This is a genomic window from Pseudomonas sp. HMSC066A08, assembly GCF_001813025.1.
GTDB classification, from domain to species: domain Bacteria; phylum Pseudomonadota; class Gammaproteobacteria; order Pseudomonadales; family Pseudomonadaceae; genus Pseudomonas; species Pseudomonas aeruginosa.
In genome coordinates this window covers 134,696-151,796 of sequence record NZ_KV811280.1, presented here as the reverse complement: position 1 = coordinate 151,796, position 17,101 = coordinate 134,696, and the positions used below count along the sequence as shown (strand labels likewise).

Sequence of the window (17,101 nt, the reverse complement as noted above, 5' to 3'; positions counted from 1 at the left end):
CTTATCCCCTCGCCTCGCGGCTATCGGCCAGGATCGCCAGCACCAGTTGCTGGAAATCCAGGCCGGCTGCCCGCGCGGCCATAGGCACCAGGCTGTGGTCGGTCATGCCCGGTGCGGTGTTGACTTCAAGCAGCCAGAAACGCCCTTCGGCGTCCTGCATCACGTCCGCCCGCCCCCAGCCCTGGATGCCCAGGGCGTCGCAGGCGCGCGCGGTGAGTTCCTTCAGCTCGCGTTCCTTGGCCTCGTCGAGACCGCAGGGCACCTGGTAGCGGGTATCGCTGGCCAGGTACTTGGCGTCGTAGTCGTAGAAGGTGTGCGGCGTACCCAGGCGGATCGCCGGCAGCACCTGCCCGCGCAAGGTCGCCACGGTGAATTCCGGACCGCTGATCCACTGCTCGACCAGCACCTGCGAGTCGTAGCGGGCCGCTTCGCGCCACGCCGCGATCAATTCGTCGAGCCCGCCGACCTTGGCCATGCCGATGCTCGAGCCTTCGTGAGCCGGCTTGACGATCAGCGGGAAACCCAGTCGCTGCGCCGCTTCGCGGCAGTCATCCTCGCTGGCCAGCACCGCGTAGTCCGGGGTCGGCAGGCCGAGGCTGAGCCAGACCCGCTTGGTCCGCAGCTTGTCCATCGCCAGCGCCGAGGCCAGCACGCCGCTGCCGGTGTAGGGAATGCCCGCGCACTCGAGCAGGCCCTGCATGCTGCCATCCTCGCCGCCACGACCGTGGAGAATGATGAAGGCACGGTCGATCTTCTCCTCGACCAGGCGTTGCAGCAGGTCTTCGCCGACATCGATGCCGAAGGCATCGACCCCGGCGGCCAGCAGGGATTGCAGGACCATCGCGCCGGACTTCAGCGACACCTCGCGCTCGGCGCTCTTGCCGCCGAACAGCACGGCGACGCGGCCGAACGCCTTGGGATCCTGGGTGCCGTTCAGCAGGCTATCGAGGCAAAGGTTCATGCGCCCTTCCCTCCCTTGCCGGCGAACAGCGGGTTCTTGATCAGTTGCGGGGCCAGGCCGCCGACATCGCCAGCGCCCTGGCAAAGCAGGATGTCGCCAGCGCGCAGCAGCGGCTTGACCAGCGGCGCCAGGTCGGCGTCGCGCTCGAAGTAGATCGGGTCGAGCTGGCCGCGCTGGCGGATGCTGTGGCACAGCTGGCGGCTGTCGGCTCCCGGGATCGGCTCTTCGCCGGCCGGATAGACCTCCATCAACAGCAGCACGTTGGCTTCGCCCAGCACCTGCACGAAGTCTTCGTACAGGTCGCGGGTACGGGTATAGCGATGCGGCTGGTAGACCATCACCAGGCGACGCTCCGGCCACCCGCCACGGATCGCCTTGATCACCGCGGCGACTTCGCGCGGATGGTGCCCATAGTCGTCCACCAGCATCACGCTGCCGCCCTCGACCTGCAGCTCGCCGTAGACCTGGAAGCGCCGGCCCACGCCCTGGAAGCCGGACAGCCCCTGGACGATGGCTTCGTCGGAGATGCCCTCGTCGGTAGCGATGACGATGGTCGCCAGGGAATTCAGCACGTTGTGCAGGCCGGGCATGTTCACCGAGACGTCCAGCGGCTCGCGCTCCGGGCGCAACACGGTGAACCAGGTGCGCATGCCTTCCTGGCGGATGTTGATCGCGCGCACGTCGGCGTCTTCGCTGAGGCCGTAGGTCACGGTCGGGCGGGCGATCTGCGGGAGGATCTCGCGCACCACCGGGTCATCCACGCACATCACCGCCAGTCCGTAGAACGGCAGGTTGTGGAGGAACTCGACGAAGGTCTTCTTCAGCTTGTTGAAGTCGCCGCCATAGGTCGCCATGTGGTCGGCGTCGATATTGGTGACCACCGCGACCATCGGTTGCAGGTGCAGGAAGCTGGCGTCGCTCTCGTCGGCCTCGGCCACCAGGTAGCGGCTGGCGCCGAGCTGGGCGTTGGTCCCGGCGGCGTTCAGCCGGCCGCCGATGACGAAGGTCGGGTCCAGGCCGCCGGCGGCGAATACCGAGGCGATCAGGCTGGTAGTGGTGGTCTTGCCGTGGGTGCCGGCTACCGCGATGCCGTGCCGGTAGCGCATCAGCTCGGCGAGCATTTCCGCACGCGGTACCACCGGAATCCGCCGTTCCAGGGCCGAGGCCACTTCCGGGTTGGCCCGGTTGATGGCACTCGACACCACCAGCACGTCGGCGCCGTCGGCGTTTTCCGCCTGGTGGCCGATGAAGATCTGCGCGCCGAACTTCTCCAGGCGCTCGGTCACCGCCGAGGCCTTGAGGTCCGAGCCGGATACCTCGTAGCCGAGGTTCAGCAGCACCTCGGCGATCCCGCACATGCCGGCGCCGCCGATGCCGACGAAATGGATGCGGCGGATACGGCGCATGGTCCGGGTGACGCCATTCGGTTCTTTAACCACGGGCCACCTCCAGGCAGGCATCGACCACCGTCCGGGTAGCCTCGGGTTTCGCCAGGCTGCGTGCCTGGTCTGCCATGGAGCGCAGGGTTTCGGGATGCATCAGGACCTCGGACAGCTGCGCGGCCAGTTCGGCCGCGCCGGTAGACTTTTGCGGCAGCAGGCGGCCGGCGCCGCTGCGTACCAGGAACTCGGCATTGCGGGTCTGGTGGTCGTCGATCGCGTGAGGCAACGGCACCAGAAAGGCCGGCAATCCCGCCGCCGTCAGCTCGCTGACGGTCAGCGCGCCGGCGCGGCAGATCACCAGGTCGGCCCAGGCATAGGCCGCGGCCATGTCGCTGATGAAGGGCGCGACGTCCGCTTCGACCGCCACTGTGCGATAACGCTCGGCGGTAATCTCGGCATGCTGACGACCGGCCTGATGGCGGATTGCCGGACGGATTTCCAGCGGCACCTGCGCCAGGGCCTCTGGCAACAGCTTGTTCAGCGGTTCGGCGCCAAGGCTGCCGCCGAGCACCAGCAGATTGACCCGACGGCCGGTCAGCGGCGCGCGGGCGTGCGCGTCGAGGAACAACTCGCCGCGCACCGGGTTGCCGGTGGTCAGGCGCTTGTCGCTGGCCGGGAAGGTATCCGGGAATGCCTCGCAGACGCGCCTGGCGATCGGCGCCAGGCTGCGGTTGGCGGTGCCGGCCACGGCGTTCTGCTCGTGGATCACCAGCGGCACGCCGTTGAGGCGCGCGGCCAGGCCGCCCGGGCCGGTGACATAGCCGCCCAGGCCGAGCACGCAGACCGGCCTCAGTTGGCGGATCACCCGCAGCGCCTGGAACAGCGACTTAAGCAGTTCCAGCGGCGCCTTGACCAGCGACTTCAAGCCTTTGCCGCGCAGCCCGCTGACCTGGATCAGGTGCAACGGCAGGCCAGCCTTGGGTACCAGATCATTCTCGATGCCGCGCGGCGTCCCCAGCCAGTGCACGGCATAGCCGCGCGCCTGGAACTCCCGCGCACAGGCGAGTGCCGGGAACACGTGTCCGCCGGTGCCACCCGCCATGATCAGGACGTTACCTTTCATCGGCAAAGTCCTCTTCGTTGAACTCATATTCCTCGCTACCCAGGTGGGTTCGCCGTTCCCATTCGATGCGCAGCAACATCCCCAGACAGGCACAGCAGATCACCAGCGAGCTGCCGCCGTAGCTGAGGAACGGCAGGGTCAGGCCCTTGGTCGGCAGCAGGCCGATGTTCACCCCGATGTTGATCAGGAACTGGCCGATCCAGAGGAAGGCCAGCCCGTAGGCCACGTAGGCGGAGAAGAACTGCTTGGCCTGCTCGGCCCAGATGCCGATGTACAGCGCGCGCAGGCTGACGAACACGAACAGTGCGACGGTCGCCAGGGCGCCGACGATGCCCAGCTCCTCTGCAAGCACGGCGAAGACGAAGTCGGTGTGCGCCTCCGGCAGGTAGAACTGCTTCTGGATGCTGTTGCCCAGTCCCATGCCCAACCAGCCGCCGCGGCCGAAGGCGATCAGCGCCTGGCTCAACTGATAGCCGGCGCCGAACTGGTCGGCCCAGGGGTCGGTGAAGTTGGTCAGGCGCGCCATCCGGTAGGGCTGGGTCTGGATCAGCAGGACCACCGCGCCGACCGCCAGCAGCACCATCAGGCCGAAGCGGAATAGCCCCACCCCGCCGAGGAACAGCATGGCCGCGGCGGCGCCCATCATTACCACGGTGGCGCCGAAGTCCGGCTCGCGCAGCAGCAGGCCGGCCATCGGCAGCAACACCACGAAGGGCTTGAAGAAGCCCATCCAGCTTTCGCGGACCTCCTGCTGGCGACGGATCAGGTAGCCGGCCATGAAGATCACCACGCAAACCTTGGCGATCTCCGAAGGCTGGATGTTGAACAGGCCGAAGCCGATCCAGCGCATCGAGCCGTTCACCTCGCGGCCGATGCCGGGGGTGACCACCAGCACCAGCAGGCCGAAGGCGACCAGCAAGAGCTTCCAGCCCCAACGCTGCCAGGTGGCCATCGGGACCATCATGGTCAGGCCGCAGGAAATCAGGCCGATCACCAGGTAGATCAGGTGACGGACGGAGAAGTACAGCGGGTTGCCCGACTGCGCCGCCGCCACCTCGGAAGAGGCGGAAGTCACCATCACCAGGCCGAGGCCGAGCAGCGCCAGGCAACCCGCCAGCAGCGGGAAGTCCAGGTCGATGCCGTGCCGGCTCAACAGCGGCGACGGAAAGGGGCGCAACACCGACAGCATCACGCTAGCTCCTCCACGGCTTTGGCGAACAGGCGTCCGCGTTCTTCGAAGTTCTTGAACATGTCCAGGCTCGCGCAGGCCGGCGACAACAGCACCGCATCGCCTTCGCGGGCCAGCTCGGCGGCCTGCCGGACTGCCTCGTCCAGCGTTGCGACACGCACCAGCGGTACCGCGTTACCCAGCGCCTGGGCAATCAGCCCGGCGTCGCGGCCGAGCAGTACCACCGCGCGGCAGAAACGCGCGACCGGCTCGCGCAGGTCATGGAAATCGGCGCCCTTGCCGTCTCCGCCGGCGAGCAGCACCAGCTTGCCGTCGATGTCGGCACCCAGCCCCTCGATCGCCGCCAGGGCGGCGCCGACGTTGGTGGCCTTGGAATCGTCGTAGTAGTTCACGCCCTGCCGCTCGCGTACCCACTGGCAGCGATGAGCCAGGCCGGAAAACGCCTTCAGCGCGCCGAGCATGGCGTCGAACGGCAGGCCGACCGCATGCCCCAGCGCCAACGCGGCGAGCGCGTTGGAGTAGTTGTGGGCGCCACGGATCTTCAGTTCGCCGACCGGCAGCAGCTTGTCGAACTGGAACGCCAGCCACTTCTGGCCGTCCTCCTCGATCAGGCCGAAAGCCTTGAAGTCCGGTTTGTTCAGGCCGAACGACCAGCACGGCACGGTATCGGCGATCAGCGGTCGGGTCAGGGCATCGGCGCGATTCACCACGACCTGGCGGGCACCGCGGAAGATCCGGTGCTTGGCCAGGTGGTAGTCAGCCATGCCGTCGTAGCGATCCATATGGTCTTCGCTGACGTTCAGCACGGTCGCGACCTCGGCGCCGAGGCGATCGCAGGTTTCCAGCTGGAAGCTCGACAACTCCAGCACGTACAGCTCGATGTCGTCGGCCAGCAGGTCGAGCGCCGGTGTGCCGAGGTTGCCGCCGACGGCGACACGCTTGTCCGCGGCCACCGCCATTTCGCCCACCAGGGTGGTCACGGTGCTCTTCGCGTTGGAACCGGTGATGGCGACGATCGGTGCCTTCGCCTCGCGGGCGAAGAGATCGATGTCGCCGGAGATGCGCACGCCTTTCGCGGCGGCCTGTACCAGCGCGGGGGTGCGCAGCGACAAGCCGGGGCTGACGTAGAGTTCGCGGGCGGAGCAGAGGAACTCGGCGTCGAGTTCGCCGCAACGCACTTCCACCTGCGGATACTGGGCACGCAGGGTGGCCAGCTCCGGCGGGCTCTCTCGGGTATCGACCACGGCGAAAGGCAGGCCACGGCGCGCCAGGTAGCGCACCAGGGACATGCCGCTCTTGCCGAGGCCGACAACGATGCGGAAGTGGTCGGAGGCGATCAGGCTCATGCTCTCTTCGTCCTCAACGCAGCTTCAGGGTGGCGAGGCCGATCAGCACCAGGATCACGGTGATGATCCAGAAGCGCACGATCACGCGCGGCTCCGGCCAGCCTTTCAGTTCGAAATGGTGATGGATCGGCGCCATGCGGAAGACGCGGCGTCCGGTCAGCTTGAAGGAAGCGACCTGGATCATCACCGAGAGGGTTTCCATGACGAACACCCCCCCCATGATGAACAGCACGATCTCCTGGCGCACGATCACCGCGATGGTGCCCAGCGCGGCGCCCAGCGCCAGCGCGCCGACGTCGCCCATGAAGACCTGCGCCGGATAGGTGTTGAACCAGAGGAAGCCGAGGCCGGCGCCGACCAGCGCGGCGCAGAACACGATCAGCTCACCGGCGCCCGGTACGTTGGGAATCAACAGGTACTCGGCGAACTTCACGTTGCCCGACAGGTAGCAGAAGATGCCCAGCGCGCCGGCAACCATTACCGTCGGCATGATCGCCAGGCCGTCGAGACCGTCGGTGAGGTTCACCGCATTGCTCGAACCGACGATAACGAAGTAGGTCAGGACCACGAAGAAGATGCCCAACTGGATCTCGACGCTCTTCAGCATCGGCACGATCAGGGTGGTCTCGATCGGGGTTTCGGCAGTCATGTAGAGGAACACGGCTGCGCCGATACCGAACACCGATTGCCAGAAATACTTCCAGCGGCTCGGCAGGCCGCGTGAGTTCTTCTCGATCACCTTGCGGTAGTCGTCCACCCAGCCGATGGCACCGAACAGCAGGGTAACGACCAGCACCACCCACACGTAGCGGTTGGAAAGATCCGCCCACAGCAGCGTGCTGATGGCGATGGCGGTAAGGATCAGGGCGCCGCCCATGGTCGGGGTGCCCTTCTTCGACAGGTGCGACTGCGGACCGTCATTGCGCACGGCCTGGCCGATCTGGCGGATCTGCAAGGTACGGATCATCCAGGGCCCCAGCCACAGCGATAGCGACAGCGCGGTGAGCACGCTGAGAATGCCGCGCAGGGTCAGGTACTGGAAGACGCCGAAGCCCTTGTAGAACTGTTGCAGGTATTCGGCCAGCAGCAGGAGCATTAGTGACTCTCCTCGGAGGAACCGCACAGCGCCGCGACGACTTTGTCCATCGCCGCACTGCGGGAACCCTTGATCAAAATGGTGGTTGTCGGTTGTTCGGTGGCCAGCGCCCCGATCAGGCTGGCCTGGTCGGCGAAGTGCCGGCCCGTGGCGCCGAACGCCTGTACGGCGCGGGCCATCAGCGGTCCGACCGCATAAAGCGCGGACACCTTGCCAGCGGCGTAGGCGCCCACCTCGCGGTGGGCCTGCTCGGCCCAGGAACCGAGTTCGCCCATGTCTCCGAGGACCAGGACGGTGCGCCCGGAAAAGCCGCTCAGTATATCAATCGCCGCCAGCATTGACGCGGGGTTGGCGTTGTAGCTGTCGTCTATCACACGCAGCCCGCTGGCGGTCAGTTGCGCTACCGCGCGGCCCTTGACCGGTTGCAGCGCCTGCAGCCCGGCGACGATCCCACCCAGCGGCACGCCCAGCGCATGGGCGGCAGCGGCGGCAGCCAGGGCATTGGCGACATTGTGCCGCCCCAGCAGGTTGAGCTGGACCTGCGCGTCACCCGCTACGCCCTGCAGCCTGAAACCCATGCAGCCGCGCGCATCGCGCTGCAGATCGGCGGCACGGAAATCGGCCTGGGGCCGGTCGAGGGAGAACGTCAGCAACGGACGGCCGCTGGCGCGGGCCTTCCAGGTGTCGAAGGCCTTGTCGTCCAGGTTCAGCACGGCGGTGCCGTCGGCGGCCAGCCCTTCGAGTATCTCGCCCTTCGCCTCGACGATCTTCTCCGGTCCGCCGAACTCGCCGACATGGGCGGTGCCGGCATTGGTGATGATCGCCACGTGCGGGCGGGTCAGCTCGACCGTGTAGGCGATCTCGCCGATGCGCGAGGCGCCCAGCTCGATCACTGCGCTACGGTGCTGCGGCGCCAGTTGCAGCAGGGTCAGCGGTACGCCGAGGTCGTTGTTCAGATTGCCACGGGTAGCCAGCACCGACTCGGCATCGCCGGCCTGGGTACGCAGGATGCTGGCGAGCATCTCCTTGACCGTGGTCTTGCCGCTGGAGCCCGTCATGGCCGCCAGCGGGCCGGTGAACTTGCGCCGGTTCAGCGCGCCCAGTCGTCCCAGGGCCGCACGGGTATCGCGCACCAGCAATTGCGGCAGGGGCGCGTCGGCGACTTCGCGCTCCACCAGCGCAGCCACCGCGCCCTTGGCGGCAACCTCGGCGAGATAGTCATGGCCGTCGAAACGTGGCCCACTCAGGGCAATGAACAGTTGGCCGGGCCCAATGGCGCGGCTGTCGGTGGAAACCGCCGAAAAGACGGCGTCCTCGCCGATCAGGCGGGCGTCCAGCGCGACCGTCAACTGGCTGAGGCGAAGAGGCTCAAGCATGCGGCACCTCCCAGGCGGCCAGGGCGCGCTCGGCCTGCTCGATGTCGGAGAACGGATGGCGTACGCCGTCGATCTCCTGATAATCCTCGTGACCCTTGCCGGCCAGGAGCACCACATCATCCACCGCAGCGGAAGCGATCAGGTGGGCGATCGCCTCACCGCGCGACGGCAGGAAGGTAACCTTGTCGGCGGCAGCGAAGCCTTTGCGGATATCGGCGATGATCGCCGCACTGGCCTCGGTGCGTGGGTTGTCGTCGGTGACCAGCACCCCATCCGCCAGGCGTTCGGCGATCGCAGCCATCAGCGGACGCTTGCCGGCATCGCGATCGCCGCCGCAGCCGAACAGGCACAGCAGGCGCGCGGCCGCGTGCGGACGCAGAGCCTCCAGGACTTTTTCCAGGGCGTCGGGAGTATGCGCGTAGTCCACCACCACCAGCGGCTTGTCGCCGCCTCCCAGGCGCTGCATGCGCCCGACCGGCCCCTGCAGTTGCGGCAAGGTACGGAGGATATCGCCCAGCGGATAGCCCAGGCCAAGCAACGCACCGACCGCCGCCAGCAGGTTGCTCAGGTTGAAACGGCCGAGCAACGGGCTGCGCAGCAGACCCTCGCCGTGCGGAGTGACCAGCGCCGCCTCGATGCCGGCGTCGCCGAAGCGCGCTTCGCGGCAATAGAGGAACGCCGAGCTGTCGGTGAGGCTGTAGGTGATCAGCTCCGAGTCCTGTTCCTCGCCGGCCAGTCGACGGCCGAAATCGTCGTCCAGGTTGATCACCCGGCAGCGCAGGCCCGGCCAGGCGAACAGCTTGGCCTTGGCGGTGGCATAGGCTTCCATCGAACCGTGATAGTCGAGGTGGTCGCGGGACAGATTGGTGAATACCGCGATATCGAAACCGAGCGCCGCCACGCGGCCCTGGTCGAGGCCGTGGGAAGACACTTCCATCGCCACCGCGCGGGCGCCGGCCTGCTTCAGCGTGGCCAGCGTGGCCTGCACCGCGAGCGGGTCCGGCGTGGTGTGCCGGCCGCTTTCCAGGGCGCCGTAGAAACCGGTGCCGAGGGTGCCGACGATACCGCAGCGCTCGCCGAGCAGATCCAGGGCCTGGGCCACCAGTTGGCTGACGCTGGTCTTGCCGTTGGTGCCGGTGACGCCGATCAGGTCCAGCCCGCGGCTCGGTTCGCCGTAGAAACGCCCGGCGACCGCCGACAGTTGCGCGGCCAGCCCCTTCACCGGGATCAGCGGCGCATCGCCGGGCGGCAGCTCTCCGGCGCCTTCCGCCTCGTATGCGACGGCAGCCGCGCCCTTGGCCAGGGCATCGGCGATGTGCGCACGACCATCCTGGCGCCCGCCCGGCACCGCCAGGAACAGGTCGCCCGGACGAACGCCGCGGCTATCCAGGGTCAGCTCGCGGATCAGCAGATCGCGCTCGGCCTGGGGAAACAGTTGGTTCAGGCTCATGGGCATCAGCCACGCCCTCCTTTTGCGGGCGCAGCATTGACCTGCTGCTGTTCGGTGGCCGTCGGCAGGTTATCCGGCGGCACGTTCATCAGGCGCAGCGCGCCAGCCATGACCTTGCTGAACACCGGCGCCGAGACCAGGCCGCCGAAGTAGCCCGCCTTGCTCGGCTCGTCGATCACCACGACCATCGCGATGCGCGGATCGGTGGCTGGGGCGAAACCGGCGAACAGCGAGCGATAGGCGTTTTCCCGATAGCCCTTGGTGCCGACCGAGACCTTGCGCGCGGTCCCGCTCTTGCCGGCGGCGTGGTAACCCGGCACCTGGGCGCGGAACACCCCGCCCTGGGCCTCGACCACTTGTTGCAGCATGCCCTGCACAGTGGAAGCCACTTCCGGCGAAATCACCTGCACGCCATCCGGCACGCGGTCGACTCGGGTCATGCTCAGCGGCACGCTCTTGCCGTCGTTGGCCAGGGCCGCATAGGCATGCGCCAACTGGATCGCGGTTACCGAGAGACCGTAGCCGTAGGCCAGGGTCGCGGTTTCCGCCTTCGGCCACTTGCGGTGGTTGGGCAGGTTGCCGACGCGCTCGCCGGGGAAGCCCAACCCCGTGTCCTGCCCGAGGCCGACCTGCTGCATGACCGAGTAGATGGATTCGGCGCCGATGTCGAAGGCGATCTTGCTGATGCCGACGTTGCTCGACTTGATCAGGATGCCGGTGAGATCGAGTTGCCGCGAATTGCGCGATACGTCGCGAATGGTGTAGCGGCCGATCTGCAGGGTGCCCGGGTAGACGTCGACGATATCGCTGGGTTTCCAGCGCCCGCTGGCCAGCGCCGCGCTCATCGAGAACGGCTTGACCGTCGAGCCCGGCTCGAACACGTCGATCATCGCCCGGTTGCGCATGGCCGCCGGCTGCAGGTTACGACGATTGTTCGGGTTGTAGGTGGGCTGGTTGGTCATGGCCAGGATCTCCCCGGTCTTCACGTCCATGATCACCAGGCTGCCGGCCTTGGCGCCGTTCTCCAGCAGAGCGTTGCGCAGTTCGCGATGAGCCAGGTACTGCAGGCGCAGGTCGATGGACAGCGCCAGGGTCTTGCCCGGCTTGGCATTCTTGGTGACCTGCACGTCCTTGATCACGCGGCCACGGCGATCCTTGAGCACCTGGCGCTTGCCCGGCACGCCGGCCAGCCATTCGTCGAAAGCCAGTTCGATACCTTCGCGACCGCGGTCGTCGACATCGGTGAAGCCGACCGCATGGGCCACCACTTCGCCAGCCGGGTAGAAACGCCGAAACTCCTCGATGGAGTACACGCCGGGCACCTTCAGGGCGATCACGCCTTCGCCCTGCTCCGGGGTCAGCCCACGGACCAGGTAGATGAACTCGCGCTCGGCGTTCTGCTCGATGCGGTCGGCGAACAGCTTGGTATCCTGCCCGAGCGCCGCCGCCAGTTGCGGCCAGCGTTCCTTGGCGGTCATCAGCTCCTTGGGGTTGGCCCACAGGGTGGTGACCGGTGTGCTCACCGCCAGCGGTTCGCCGTTGCGGTCCGTGATCAGGCCCCGGTGCGCAGGGATGGCGATATGCCGCACGCTACGCGCGTCGCCCTGGCCCTTGAGGAAGTCATGGTCGATCACGTGCAGGTCGACGATTCGCCAGACGATGGCGCCGACCATCGCCAGCAGCAGGCCGACGATCACGCAGAACCGCCATGGGTAGAGGGCGCCCTGGAAATAATTCAGTTTCATGGCGCCACCATCCTGACCTCGGCCGGGTCGGGAACGCGCATGCGCAACTGTTCCACCGCCAGGCTTTCGATGCGGCTATGGGCGGTCCAGGTGCTCTGCTCGAGAATCAACCGGCCCCACTCGGCCTGCGCCTTGTCGCGCACGCTCAGCTCGGAATACAGCGAGTTGAGCAGTTGCCGGTTCCAGTAGGTGCTGTAGGCCACGGCAATCGCCGAGAGCAGCAGACCTATATAAAGCAGCAACATGAGGAAGCTGCCGGTAGGCAGGCGCTTGACGAAGAGACGGCTCATCTCAGCTTCTCCGCCACGCGCATGACCGCGCTGCGCGAGCGCGGGTTGGCCTTGAGTTCTTCTTCCGAAGCGTACTGCGGCTTGCCCAACAGCTTCAGGCGCGGCTCGAAGACCTTGGAGCGGATCGGCAGGTCGCGCGGCAGGTTGTCCGCCTCGCCCTTGGCGTGCTTGCGCATGAACAGCTTGACGATGCGATCTTCCAGGGAATGGAAACTGATCACCACCAGCCGGCCACCGACGGCCAGCGATTCGAGCGCGGCGTCAAGGCCACGCTCGAGATCGCCCAGCTCATTGTTCACATGGATGCGCAGACCCTGGAATGCGCGGGTCGCCGGATTCTTGCCCTTCTCCCAGGCGGGGTTGGCAACCGTGATCACTTCGGCCAGATCGGCGGTCCGTTCGAACGGGCGCTCCTGGCGGCGCTGCACGATGGCGCGGGCCATCCGCTTGGCGAAGCGCTCTTCGCCATATTCCTTGAAGACCCGGGCGATTTCCTCTTCGGCGGCGTTGGCGATGAACTCCGCTGCGCTGATGCCCTGACCGGGATTCATGCGCATGTCCAGCGGACCATCGTTGAGGAAGCTGAAGCCGCGCTCGGGATCGTCGAGTTGCGGCGACGACACGCCAAGGTCGAGCAGGACGCCATCGACCCGCCCTTCGAGACCGCGTGCGCGCACCTCATCGCCCAGTTCGGCGAACGAGCGCTGCACAATGACGAAGCGGCCGTCTTCGGCCGCCAATGCTTTTCCTGTCTGGATGGCCTGGGGATCTTTGTCGAATCCGAGCAGGCGTCCCCCGGCGCCCAGTTTCTCGAGCAAGGCTCGACTATGGCCCCCTCTTCCGAAGGTACCGTCCAGATAGCAGCCGTCCTCCCGCGGGGCCAGTGCGGAAACGGCCTCCTCGAGCAGAACGGTGATATGGCGGTAGGTGGCATTCATAGTCAAAGGATCAGGTCGCGTAGTTCGTCCGGCAGCCCACCGGGTTGTTTGATTGCCGCCAGGTCGGCTTCAGCCATGGCGTTCCAGGCATCCTCATCCCACAACTGAAACTTGTTCAGTTGCCCCACCAGCATCGCCCGCTTGTCCAGCTTGGCGTACTCGCGCAGGCGCGGCGGAATCAGGAAACGCCCGTTTCCGTCCAGTTCCAGATCGACGGCATTACCGATCAGCAGCCGCTGCAGGCGCCGCGTTTCTTCTCGCAAAGAAGGCAGCTCGCGCAGCTTGGCTTCGATCAGTTCCCATTCGGGCAAGGGGTAGACGGTGAGGCAGGGGTCGACTGCGTCGATAGTGACGATGAGCTGGCCGGCACAACGCGAAACGAGCTCGTCACGATACCGACTCGGCATCGCGAGGCGCCCTTTGGCGTCGAGACTTATGGCATTAGCTCCGCGAAACACGTCAGCGCTTCCCCTGTGGTTGGCTTTCCATGCCAATTGATCCCACTTTTACCCACTTCATACCACTTCTGCACACTATAGAAATCCACACTCCCCACCGTCAAGGCGCGTCAGAAGTGAAAAATCCTTACAGGACGGAGATTTAGCGTGCTTTTGGAAGGTTGCGGAGCGCTTTTAGAAGTAAAAGAGATGACAAAACACAATAAGTCCAAAGTCTTAGCCTTCGAACTTAAAGTGATTTATCAAGAGTTGCGGCTTTTCGCTTTTGCGACGGACGGATAAAACCGGGAAAAAGCGAAGAGAGTGGGAAGAAGTGGGAGAGTCGATCTATAAGCCGGGTTCTGTCGAGGACAGCCATTCCTCTGGGACGCACATCACTATACGCCTCAAGCGACCTACCCGAATCCAACGCGGGCCGCGCCAATGGATTCCTATTTGGTCTTGCTCCGAGTGGGGTTTACCTAGCCACGCACTGTTGCCAGCCGTGCGGTGCGCTCTTACCGCACCTTTTCACCCTTACCGGCGCTGTTGCGCTTAGGCGGTTATTTTCTGTGGCACTTTCCGTAGGCTCGCGCCTCCCAGGCGTTACCTGGCACTCTGCCCTATGGAGCCCGGACTTTCCTCCACCGCGCTATTGCGCGACAGCGACTGTCCAATCGACTCTCCGCCGACAAGGTTAGCGGGAGCAGGCGCGAAGAACAAGCTCAACTCTTCCCTCGGCGCTGCAAAGCCTGTTGATACAAAAGGTTTTTTCGCACCCCGGTGATTTCCGCCGCCAGCGCCGCGGCTTTCTTCAACGGCAACTCGGCAAGCAGCAAGTCGAGCACCCTGAGCGCCTCCGCACCGATCGATTCCTCGCCGTCCGGCGCCTGCCACCCCGCCACCAGCACAACGCACTCGCCGCGCTGCTGGTTGCTGTCCGACGCGACCCAATCGTGCAGTTCGGCCAACGGCAGGCTGCGAATGGTCTCGAAGGTCTTGCTCAGCTCCCGCGCCAGCACCGCACGGCGCTCCCCGCCGAACACGTCGCGCATGTCCGCCAGGCTTTCCAGCAGACGATGGGGCGCCTCGTAGAAAATCAGCGTGCGCGGCTCTTCCTGTACCGCCTGGAGGCGGCTGAGTCGCCCCGCAGCCTTGGCGGGCAGGAAACCTTCGAAGACGAACCGGTCCGACGGCAATCCCGCCGCCGACAGCGCCGCGATCAGCGCGCAGGAACCCGGCACCGGGACCACCCGGATACCCAGCGCCTGTGCCTGGCGCACCAGGTGGAAGCCGGGATCGGAAATCAGCGGGGTACCGGCGTCCGAGATCAGCGCGACGTCCTCCCCACCCTGCAGCCGGGAGATGAAGCGCCCGCCCTCCTCGCGCTCGTTGTACTCGTGGCAGGCCGCCAATGGCGTCTCGATGCCGAAGTGCTGGAACAGCCGGATCGAATGGCGGGTATCCTCCGCAGCCACCAGGGCCACCTCCCGCAGCACCCGCAGGGCGCGCGGGGTGATGTCGTCGAGATTGCCGATCGGGGTCGCCACTACGAACAGAGTGCCTGCTGACACGAAAATACCTCGGGAGCTATCTGAAAAGGTGGCATTGTATCGCGATTCAGGGTGCCGCCATCGCACCCGAGGCGGGCCTCCGGTACAATCGGCGACTCTTCGTGAATGCGCCATGAGAAGCCCTATATGATCGCTTGCCTGCGTCCGCTTTCTGCTCTGATCCTGGCCGGTCTGCTGACCGCCTGCGCGACCTCGTCCAATTCCGGACTGGGCGAACTTCCCCGTACGCCGAATGCCAGCATCGAGCAGTTGTTGCAACAGGCCAGCCAGAGCAAGCCCGAGGAAGCGGCGCTGCTGCGCCTCTCGGCAGCGGACCTTGCCTACCAGCAGAAGGACCTCGCCAGGTCCACCGCCATCCTGGGACAAATCCCGCTGGAAAGCCTGAAGCCGGCCCAGCAGATCTTCGCCAGCACCCTGAACGCCGAACTGGCCCTCGCCCGCAGCAAGCCCAAGGCCGCCCTGCAGGCATTGCAGCATCCGAGCATGCAGCATCTCAGCGAACTGCCGGTGACCCAGCAGGTTCGTACCCAGCGCGCCAAGGCCCAGGCCCTCGCCGCCGACGGCCAGATCCTTGCCGCAGCCAAGGAGCGCATCTACTTCGCACCGCTGCTCGAGGGCCCGGCGGTGATCGAGAACCAGGAAAAGATCTGGACCCTGGTCAGCAGCCTGCCGGTCGACCAGTTGCAACCGAGCGCCAACGAAGGCGACCTCAGCGGCTGGCTGGCCCTGGCACGCATCACCAAGACCTCGCCGACCCTGCAGCAACAGCAGGCCAGCATCGAGAGCTGGCAACAGCAGAACCCCGAGCACCCCGCGGCCAAGCACTTGCCGGCGGCGCTGGAGAAACTCAAGACGCTGTCCCAGCAGCCGCTGACCCGCATCGCCCTCCTGCTACCCCAGCAGGGGCAGCTGGCCAACGTCGCCCGGGCCCTGCAGGACGGATTCCTCGCCGCCCACTTCCAGGCCCAGCAGGCCGGCCAGAACCCACCTTCGATCAAGCTCTACGACAGTACCCAGGTGCGCTCGCTAGATGACTTCTATCGCCAGGCCCAGGCCGATGGCGTCGAACTGGTCGTCGGTCCACTGGAGAAGCCGCTGGTCAAGCAACTCGCCAGCCGCGAGCAACTGCCGATCACCACCCTCGCGCTGAATTACAGCGACAACAGCCAGGAAGGCCCGGCGCAGCTGTTCCAGTTCGGCCTGGCCGCCGAGGACGAAGCGCGCGCGGTGGCCAGCCAGGCCTGGGGCGACGGCATGCGCCGGGCCGTAGCGCTGGTGCCGCGCGGTGAATGGGGCGACCGCGTCCTGGCCGCCTTCAGCCAGAGCTGGCAGTCCGCGGGCGGTAGCCTGATCGCCGCCGAGCATGTCGACCAGCCGGTACAACTGGCGCAACAGATCGCCGACCTCCTGCAACTGCGCCAGAGCGAAGGCCGCGCCCAGCGCCTGCAGGGCGCCCTCGGCAGCCAGATCGCCACCCAGCCGTCGCGCCGCCAGGACATCGACTTCGTGTTCCTCGCCGCCACCCCGCAGCAGGCGCGCCAGATCAAGCCGACCCTGGCTTTCCAGTACGCCGGCGACCTTCCGGTCTACGCCACTTCGCACCTCTACACCGGGACCAACAACCCGACCCAGGACCAGGACCTCAACGGCATCCGCTTCTGCGAGACCCCGTGGCTGCTCAACCCCAGCGACCCGACCCGCCAGCAGGTCGCCGCCCAATGGCCCCAGGCCAACGGCAGCATGGGCCGCCTCTACGCCATGGGCGTCGACGCCTACCGCCTCGCTCCGCGACTGCCTGAACTGAAGGCCGTGCCGAGCCTGCAGATCGACGGCCTGACCGGTACCCTGAGCCTGAATCCGACCCAACGCATCGAACGCCAGTTGCAATGGGCCGAATTCCGCAATGGCCAGGTCCAGCCGCTGGGGACCACCAGCTTTTGACCGATAGGGAAAGCTCCCGGGACAAGGGGCGCCAGGCCGAGGAACTGGCCTGCGCCCATCTACGACGACAGGGCCTTGCCACACTTGGCAAGAATTGGACCTGTCGCCGCGGAGAGCTCGATCTGGTCATGCTCGACGGCGATACAGTAGTATTCGTCGAAGTCCGCTCCCGCCGGCATCGCGCCTGGGGCGGAGCTCTGGAGAGCATCGACGCGCGCAAGCGGCAGCGCCTGATTCTCTCCGCCGAACTTTT

Annotated in this window: 15 protein-coding genes and 1 other RNA gene; 2 read left to right on the top strand and 14 right to left on the bottom strand. The window is 66.2% G+C overall.

Annotation, left to right across the window (positions count from 1 at the left end):
• Position 1: 1 nt before the first annotated feature.
• From HMPREF2886_RS06395 to rsmI, 14 genes are all read right to left on the bottom strand, one after another.
• Complete coding sequence (locus HMPREF2886_RS06395; protein WP_003103113.1) at positions 2 to 961, bottom strand: D-alanine--D-alanine ligase; 960 nt, start codon at positions 959 to 961, stop codon at positions 2 to 4.
• On the bottom strand, positions 958 to 2,400 hold the full coding sequence (murC, locus tag HMPREF2886_RS06390; RefSeq protein ID WP_003094121.1) for a UDP-N-acetylmuramate--L-alanine ligase: 1,443 nt from the start codon (positions 2,398 to 2,400) through the stop codon (positions 958 to 960). Before murC ends, HMPREF2886_RS06395 begins: the two co-directional genes overlap by 4 nt.
• Positions 2,393 to 3,466, bottom strand: coding sequence for an undecaprenyldiphospho-muramoylpentapeptide beta-N-acetylglucosaminyltransferase (gene murG, locus HMPREF2886_RS06385; protein ID WP_003103107.1), 1,074 nt, complete (start codon positions 3,464 to 3,466; stop codon positions 2,393 to 2,395). The genes murC and murG overlap by 8 nt, the downstream gene beginning before the upstream one ends.
• Positions 3,456 to 4,655 carry a putative lipid II flippase FtsW gene (ftsW, locus tag HMPREF2886_RS06380; RefSeq protein ID WP_033970574.1) on the bottom strand — a complete coding sequence of 400 codons (1,200 nt, stop codon included), beginning with the start codon at positions 4,653 to 4,655 and terminating at the stop codon, positions 3,456 to 3,458. The genes murG and ftsW overlap by 11 nt, the downstream gene beginning before the upstream one ends.
• The gene (gene murD, locus HMPREF2886_RS06375) at positions 4,655 to 6,001 is read right to left on the bottom strand and encodes a UDP-N-acetylmuramoyl-L-alanine--D-glutamate ligase (RefSeq protein ID WP_033970572.1); all 1,347 of its coding nucleotides are present in this window, start codon (positions 5,999 to 6,001) and stop codon (positions 4,655 to 4,657) included. The genes ftsW and murD overlap by 1 nt, the downstream gene beginning before the upstream one ends.
• A gap of 13 nt (positions 6,002 to 6,014) precedes the next feature.
• Positions 6,015 to 7,097 carry a phospho-N-acetylmuramoyl-pentapeptide-transferase gene (gene mraY, locus HMPREF2886_RS06370; RefSeq protein ID WP_003094129.1) on the bottom strand — a complete coding sequence of 361 codons (1,083 nt, stop codon included), beginning with the start codon at positions 7,095 to 7,097 and terminating at the stop codon, positions 6,015 to 6,017.
• Positions 7,097 to 8,473, bottom strand: coding sequence for a UDP-N-acetylmuramoyl-tripeptide--D-alanyl-D-alanine ligase (gene murF / locus HMPREF2886_RS06365; protein WP_070746979.1), 1,377 nt, complete (start codon positions 8,471 to 8,473; stop codon positions 7,097 to 7,099). The genes mraY and murF overlap by 1 nt, the downstream gene beginning before the upstream one ends.
• Complete coding sequence (locus HMPREF2886_RS06360; protein ID WP_033970564.1) at positions 8,466 to 9,929, bottom strand: UDP-N-acetylmuramoyl-L-alanyl-D-glutamate--2,6-diaminopimelate ligase; 1,464 nt, start codon at positions 9,927 to 9,929, stop codon at positions 8,466 to 8,468. Before HMPREF2886_RS06360 ends, murF begins: the two co-directional genes overlap by 8 nt.
• Complete coding sequence (ftsI, locus tag HMPREF2886_RS06355; RefSeq protein WP_003094139.1) at positions 9,929 to 11,668, bottom strand: peptidoglycan D,D-transpeptidase FtsI; 1,740 nt, start codon at positions 11,666 to 11,668, stop codon at positions 9,929 to 9,931. Before ftsI ends, HMPREF2886_RS06360 begins: the two co-directional genes overlap by 1 nt.
• Positions 11,665 to 11,958: a cell division protein FtsL gene (ftsL, locus tag HMPREF2886_RS06350; RefSeq protein WP_003094142.1), complete on the bottom strand. Its 294-nt coding sequence runs from the start codon at positions 11,956 to 11,958 to the stop codon at positions 11,665 to 11,667. Before ftsL ends, ftsI begins: the two co-directional genes overlap by 4 nt.
• The gene (gene rsmH / locus HMPREF2886_RS06345) at positions 11,955 to 12,896 is read right to left on the bottom strand and encodes a 16S rRNA (cytosine(1402)-N(4))-methyltransferase RsmH (RefSeq protein WP_004348010.1); all 942 of its coding nucleotides are present in this window, start codon (positions 12,894 to 12,896) and stop codon (positions 11,955 to 11,957) included. Before rsmH ends, ftsL begins: the two co-directional genes overlap by 4 nt.
• Positions 12,897 to 12,898: 2 nt before the next feature.
• Positions 12,899 to 13,354, bottom strand: coding sequence for a division/cell wall cluster transcriptional repressor MraZ (gene mraZ / locus HMPREF2886_RS06340; protein ID WP_003103101.1), 456 nt, complete (start codon positions 13,352 to 13,354; stop codon positions 12,899 to 12,901).
• A gap of 314 nt (positions 13,355 to 13,668) precedes the next feature.
• An RNA gene (gene rnpB, locus HMPREF2886_RS06335) (RNase P RNA component class A) lies at positions 13,669 to 14,018 on the bottom strand.
• Between the two features lie 40 nt (positions 14,019 to 14,058).
• Positions 14,059 to 14,907, bottom strand: coding sequence for a 16S rRNA (cytidine(1402)-2'-O)-methyltransferase (gene rsmI / locus HMPREF2886_RS06330; protein WP_033970556.1), 849 nt, complete (start codon positions 14,905 to 14,907; stop codon positions 14,059 to 14,061).
• 126 nt (positions 14,908 to 15,033) lie between these two features.
• Between rsmI and HMPREF2886_RS06325 the strand changes: the two genes are divergently transcribed.
• On the top strand, positions 15,034 to 16,848 hold the full coding sequence (locus tag HMPREF2886_RS06325) for a penicillin-binding protein activator (protein WP_070746977.1): 1,815 nt from the start codon (positions 15,034 to 15,036) through the stop codon (positions 16,846 to 16,848).
• Positions 16,845 to 17,101 (top strand): YraN family protein (locus HMPREF2886_RS06320; protein ID WP_070746975.1); only part of this gene is annotated, 257 nt, incomplete at its 3' end. The genes HMPREF2886_RS06325 and HMPREF2886_RS06320, both read left to right, overlap by 4 nt.

Excerpts from the sequence above, each read along its gene's own strand:
- HMPREF2886_RS06395 (WP_003103113.1), bottom strand. The coding sequence starts at position 961 with ATGAACCTTTGCCTCGATAGCCTGCTGAACGGCACCCAGGATCCCAAG.
- murG (WP_003103107.1), bottom strand. The coding sequence starts at position 3,466 with ATGAAAGGTAACGTCCTGATCATGGCGGGTGGCACCGGCGGACACGTG.
- ftsW (WP_033970574.1), bottom strand. The coding sequence starts at position 4,655 with ATGCTGTCGGTGTTGCGCCCCTTTCCGTCGCCGCTGTTGAGCCGGCAC.
- murD (WP_033970572.1), bottom strand. The coding sequence starts at position 6,001 with ATGAGCCTGATCGCCTCCGACCACTTCCGCATCGTTGTCGGCCTCGGC.
- mraY (WP_003094129.1), bottom strand. The coding sequence starts at position 7,097 with ATGCTCCTGCTGCTGGCCGAATACCTGCAACAGTTCTACAAGGGCTTC.
- murF (WP_070746979.1), bottom strand. The coding sequence starts at position 8,473 with ATGCTTGAGCCTCTTCGCCTCAGCCAGTTGACGGTCGCGCTGGACGCC.
- HMPREF2886_RS06360 (WP_033970564.1), bottom strand. The coding sequence starts at position 9,929 with ATGCCCATGAGCCTGAACCAACTGTTTCCCCAGGCCGAGCGCGATCTG.
- ftsI (WP_003094139.1), bottom strand. The coding sequence starts at position 11,668 with ATGAAACTGAATTATTTCCAGGGCGCCCTCTACCCATGGCGGTTCTGC.
- ftsL (WP_003094142.1), bottom strand. The coding sequence starts at position 11,958 with ATGAGCCGTCTCTTCGTCAAGCGCCTGCCTACCGGCAGCTTCCTCATG.
- rsmH (WP_004348010.1), bottom strand. The coding sequence starts at position 12,896 with ATGAATGCCACCTACCGCCATATCACCGTTCTGCTCGAGGAGGCCGTT.
- HMPREF2886_RS06325 (WP_070746977.1), top strand. The coding sequence starts at position 15,034 with ATGATCGCTTGCCTGCGTCCGCTTTCTGCTCTGATCCTGGCCGGTCTG.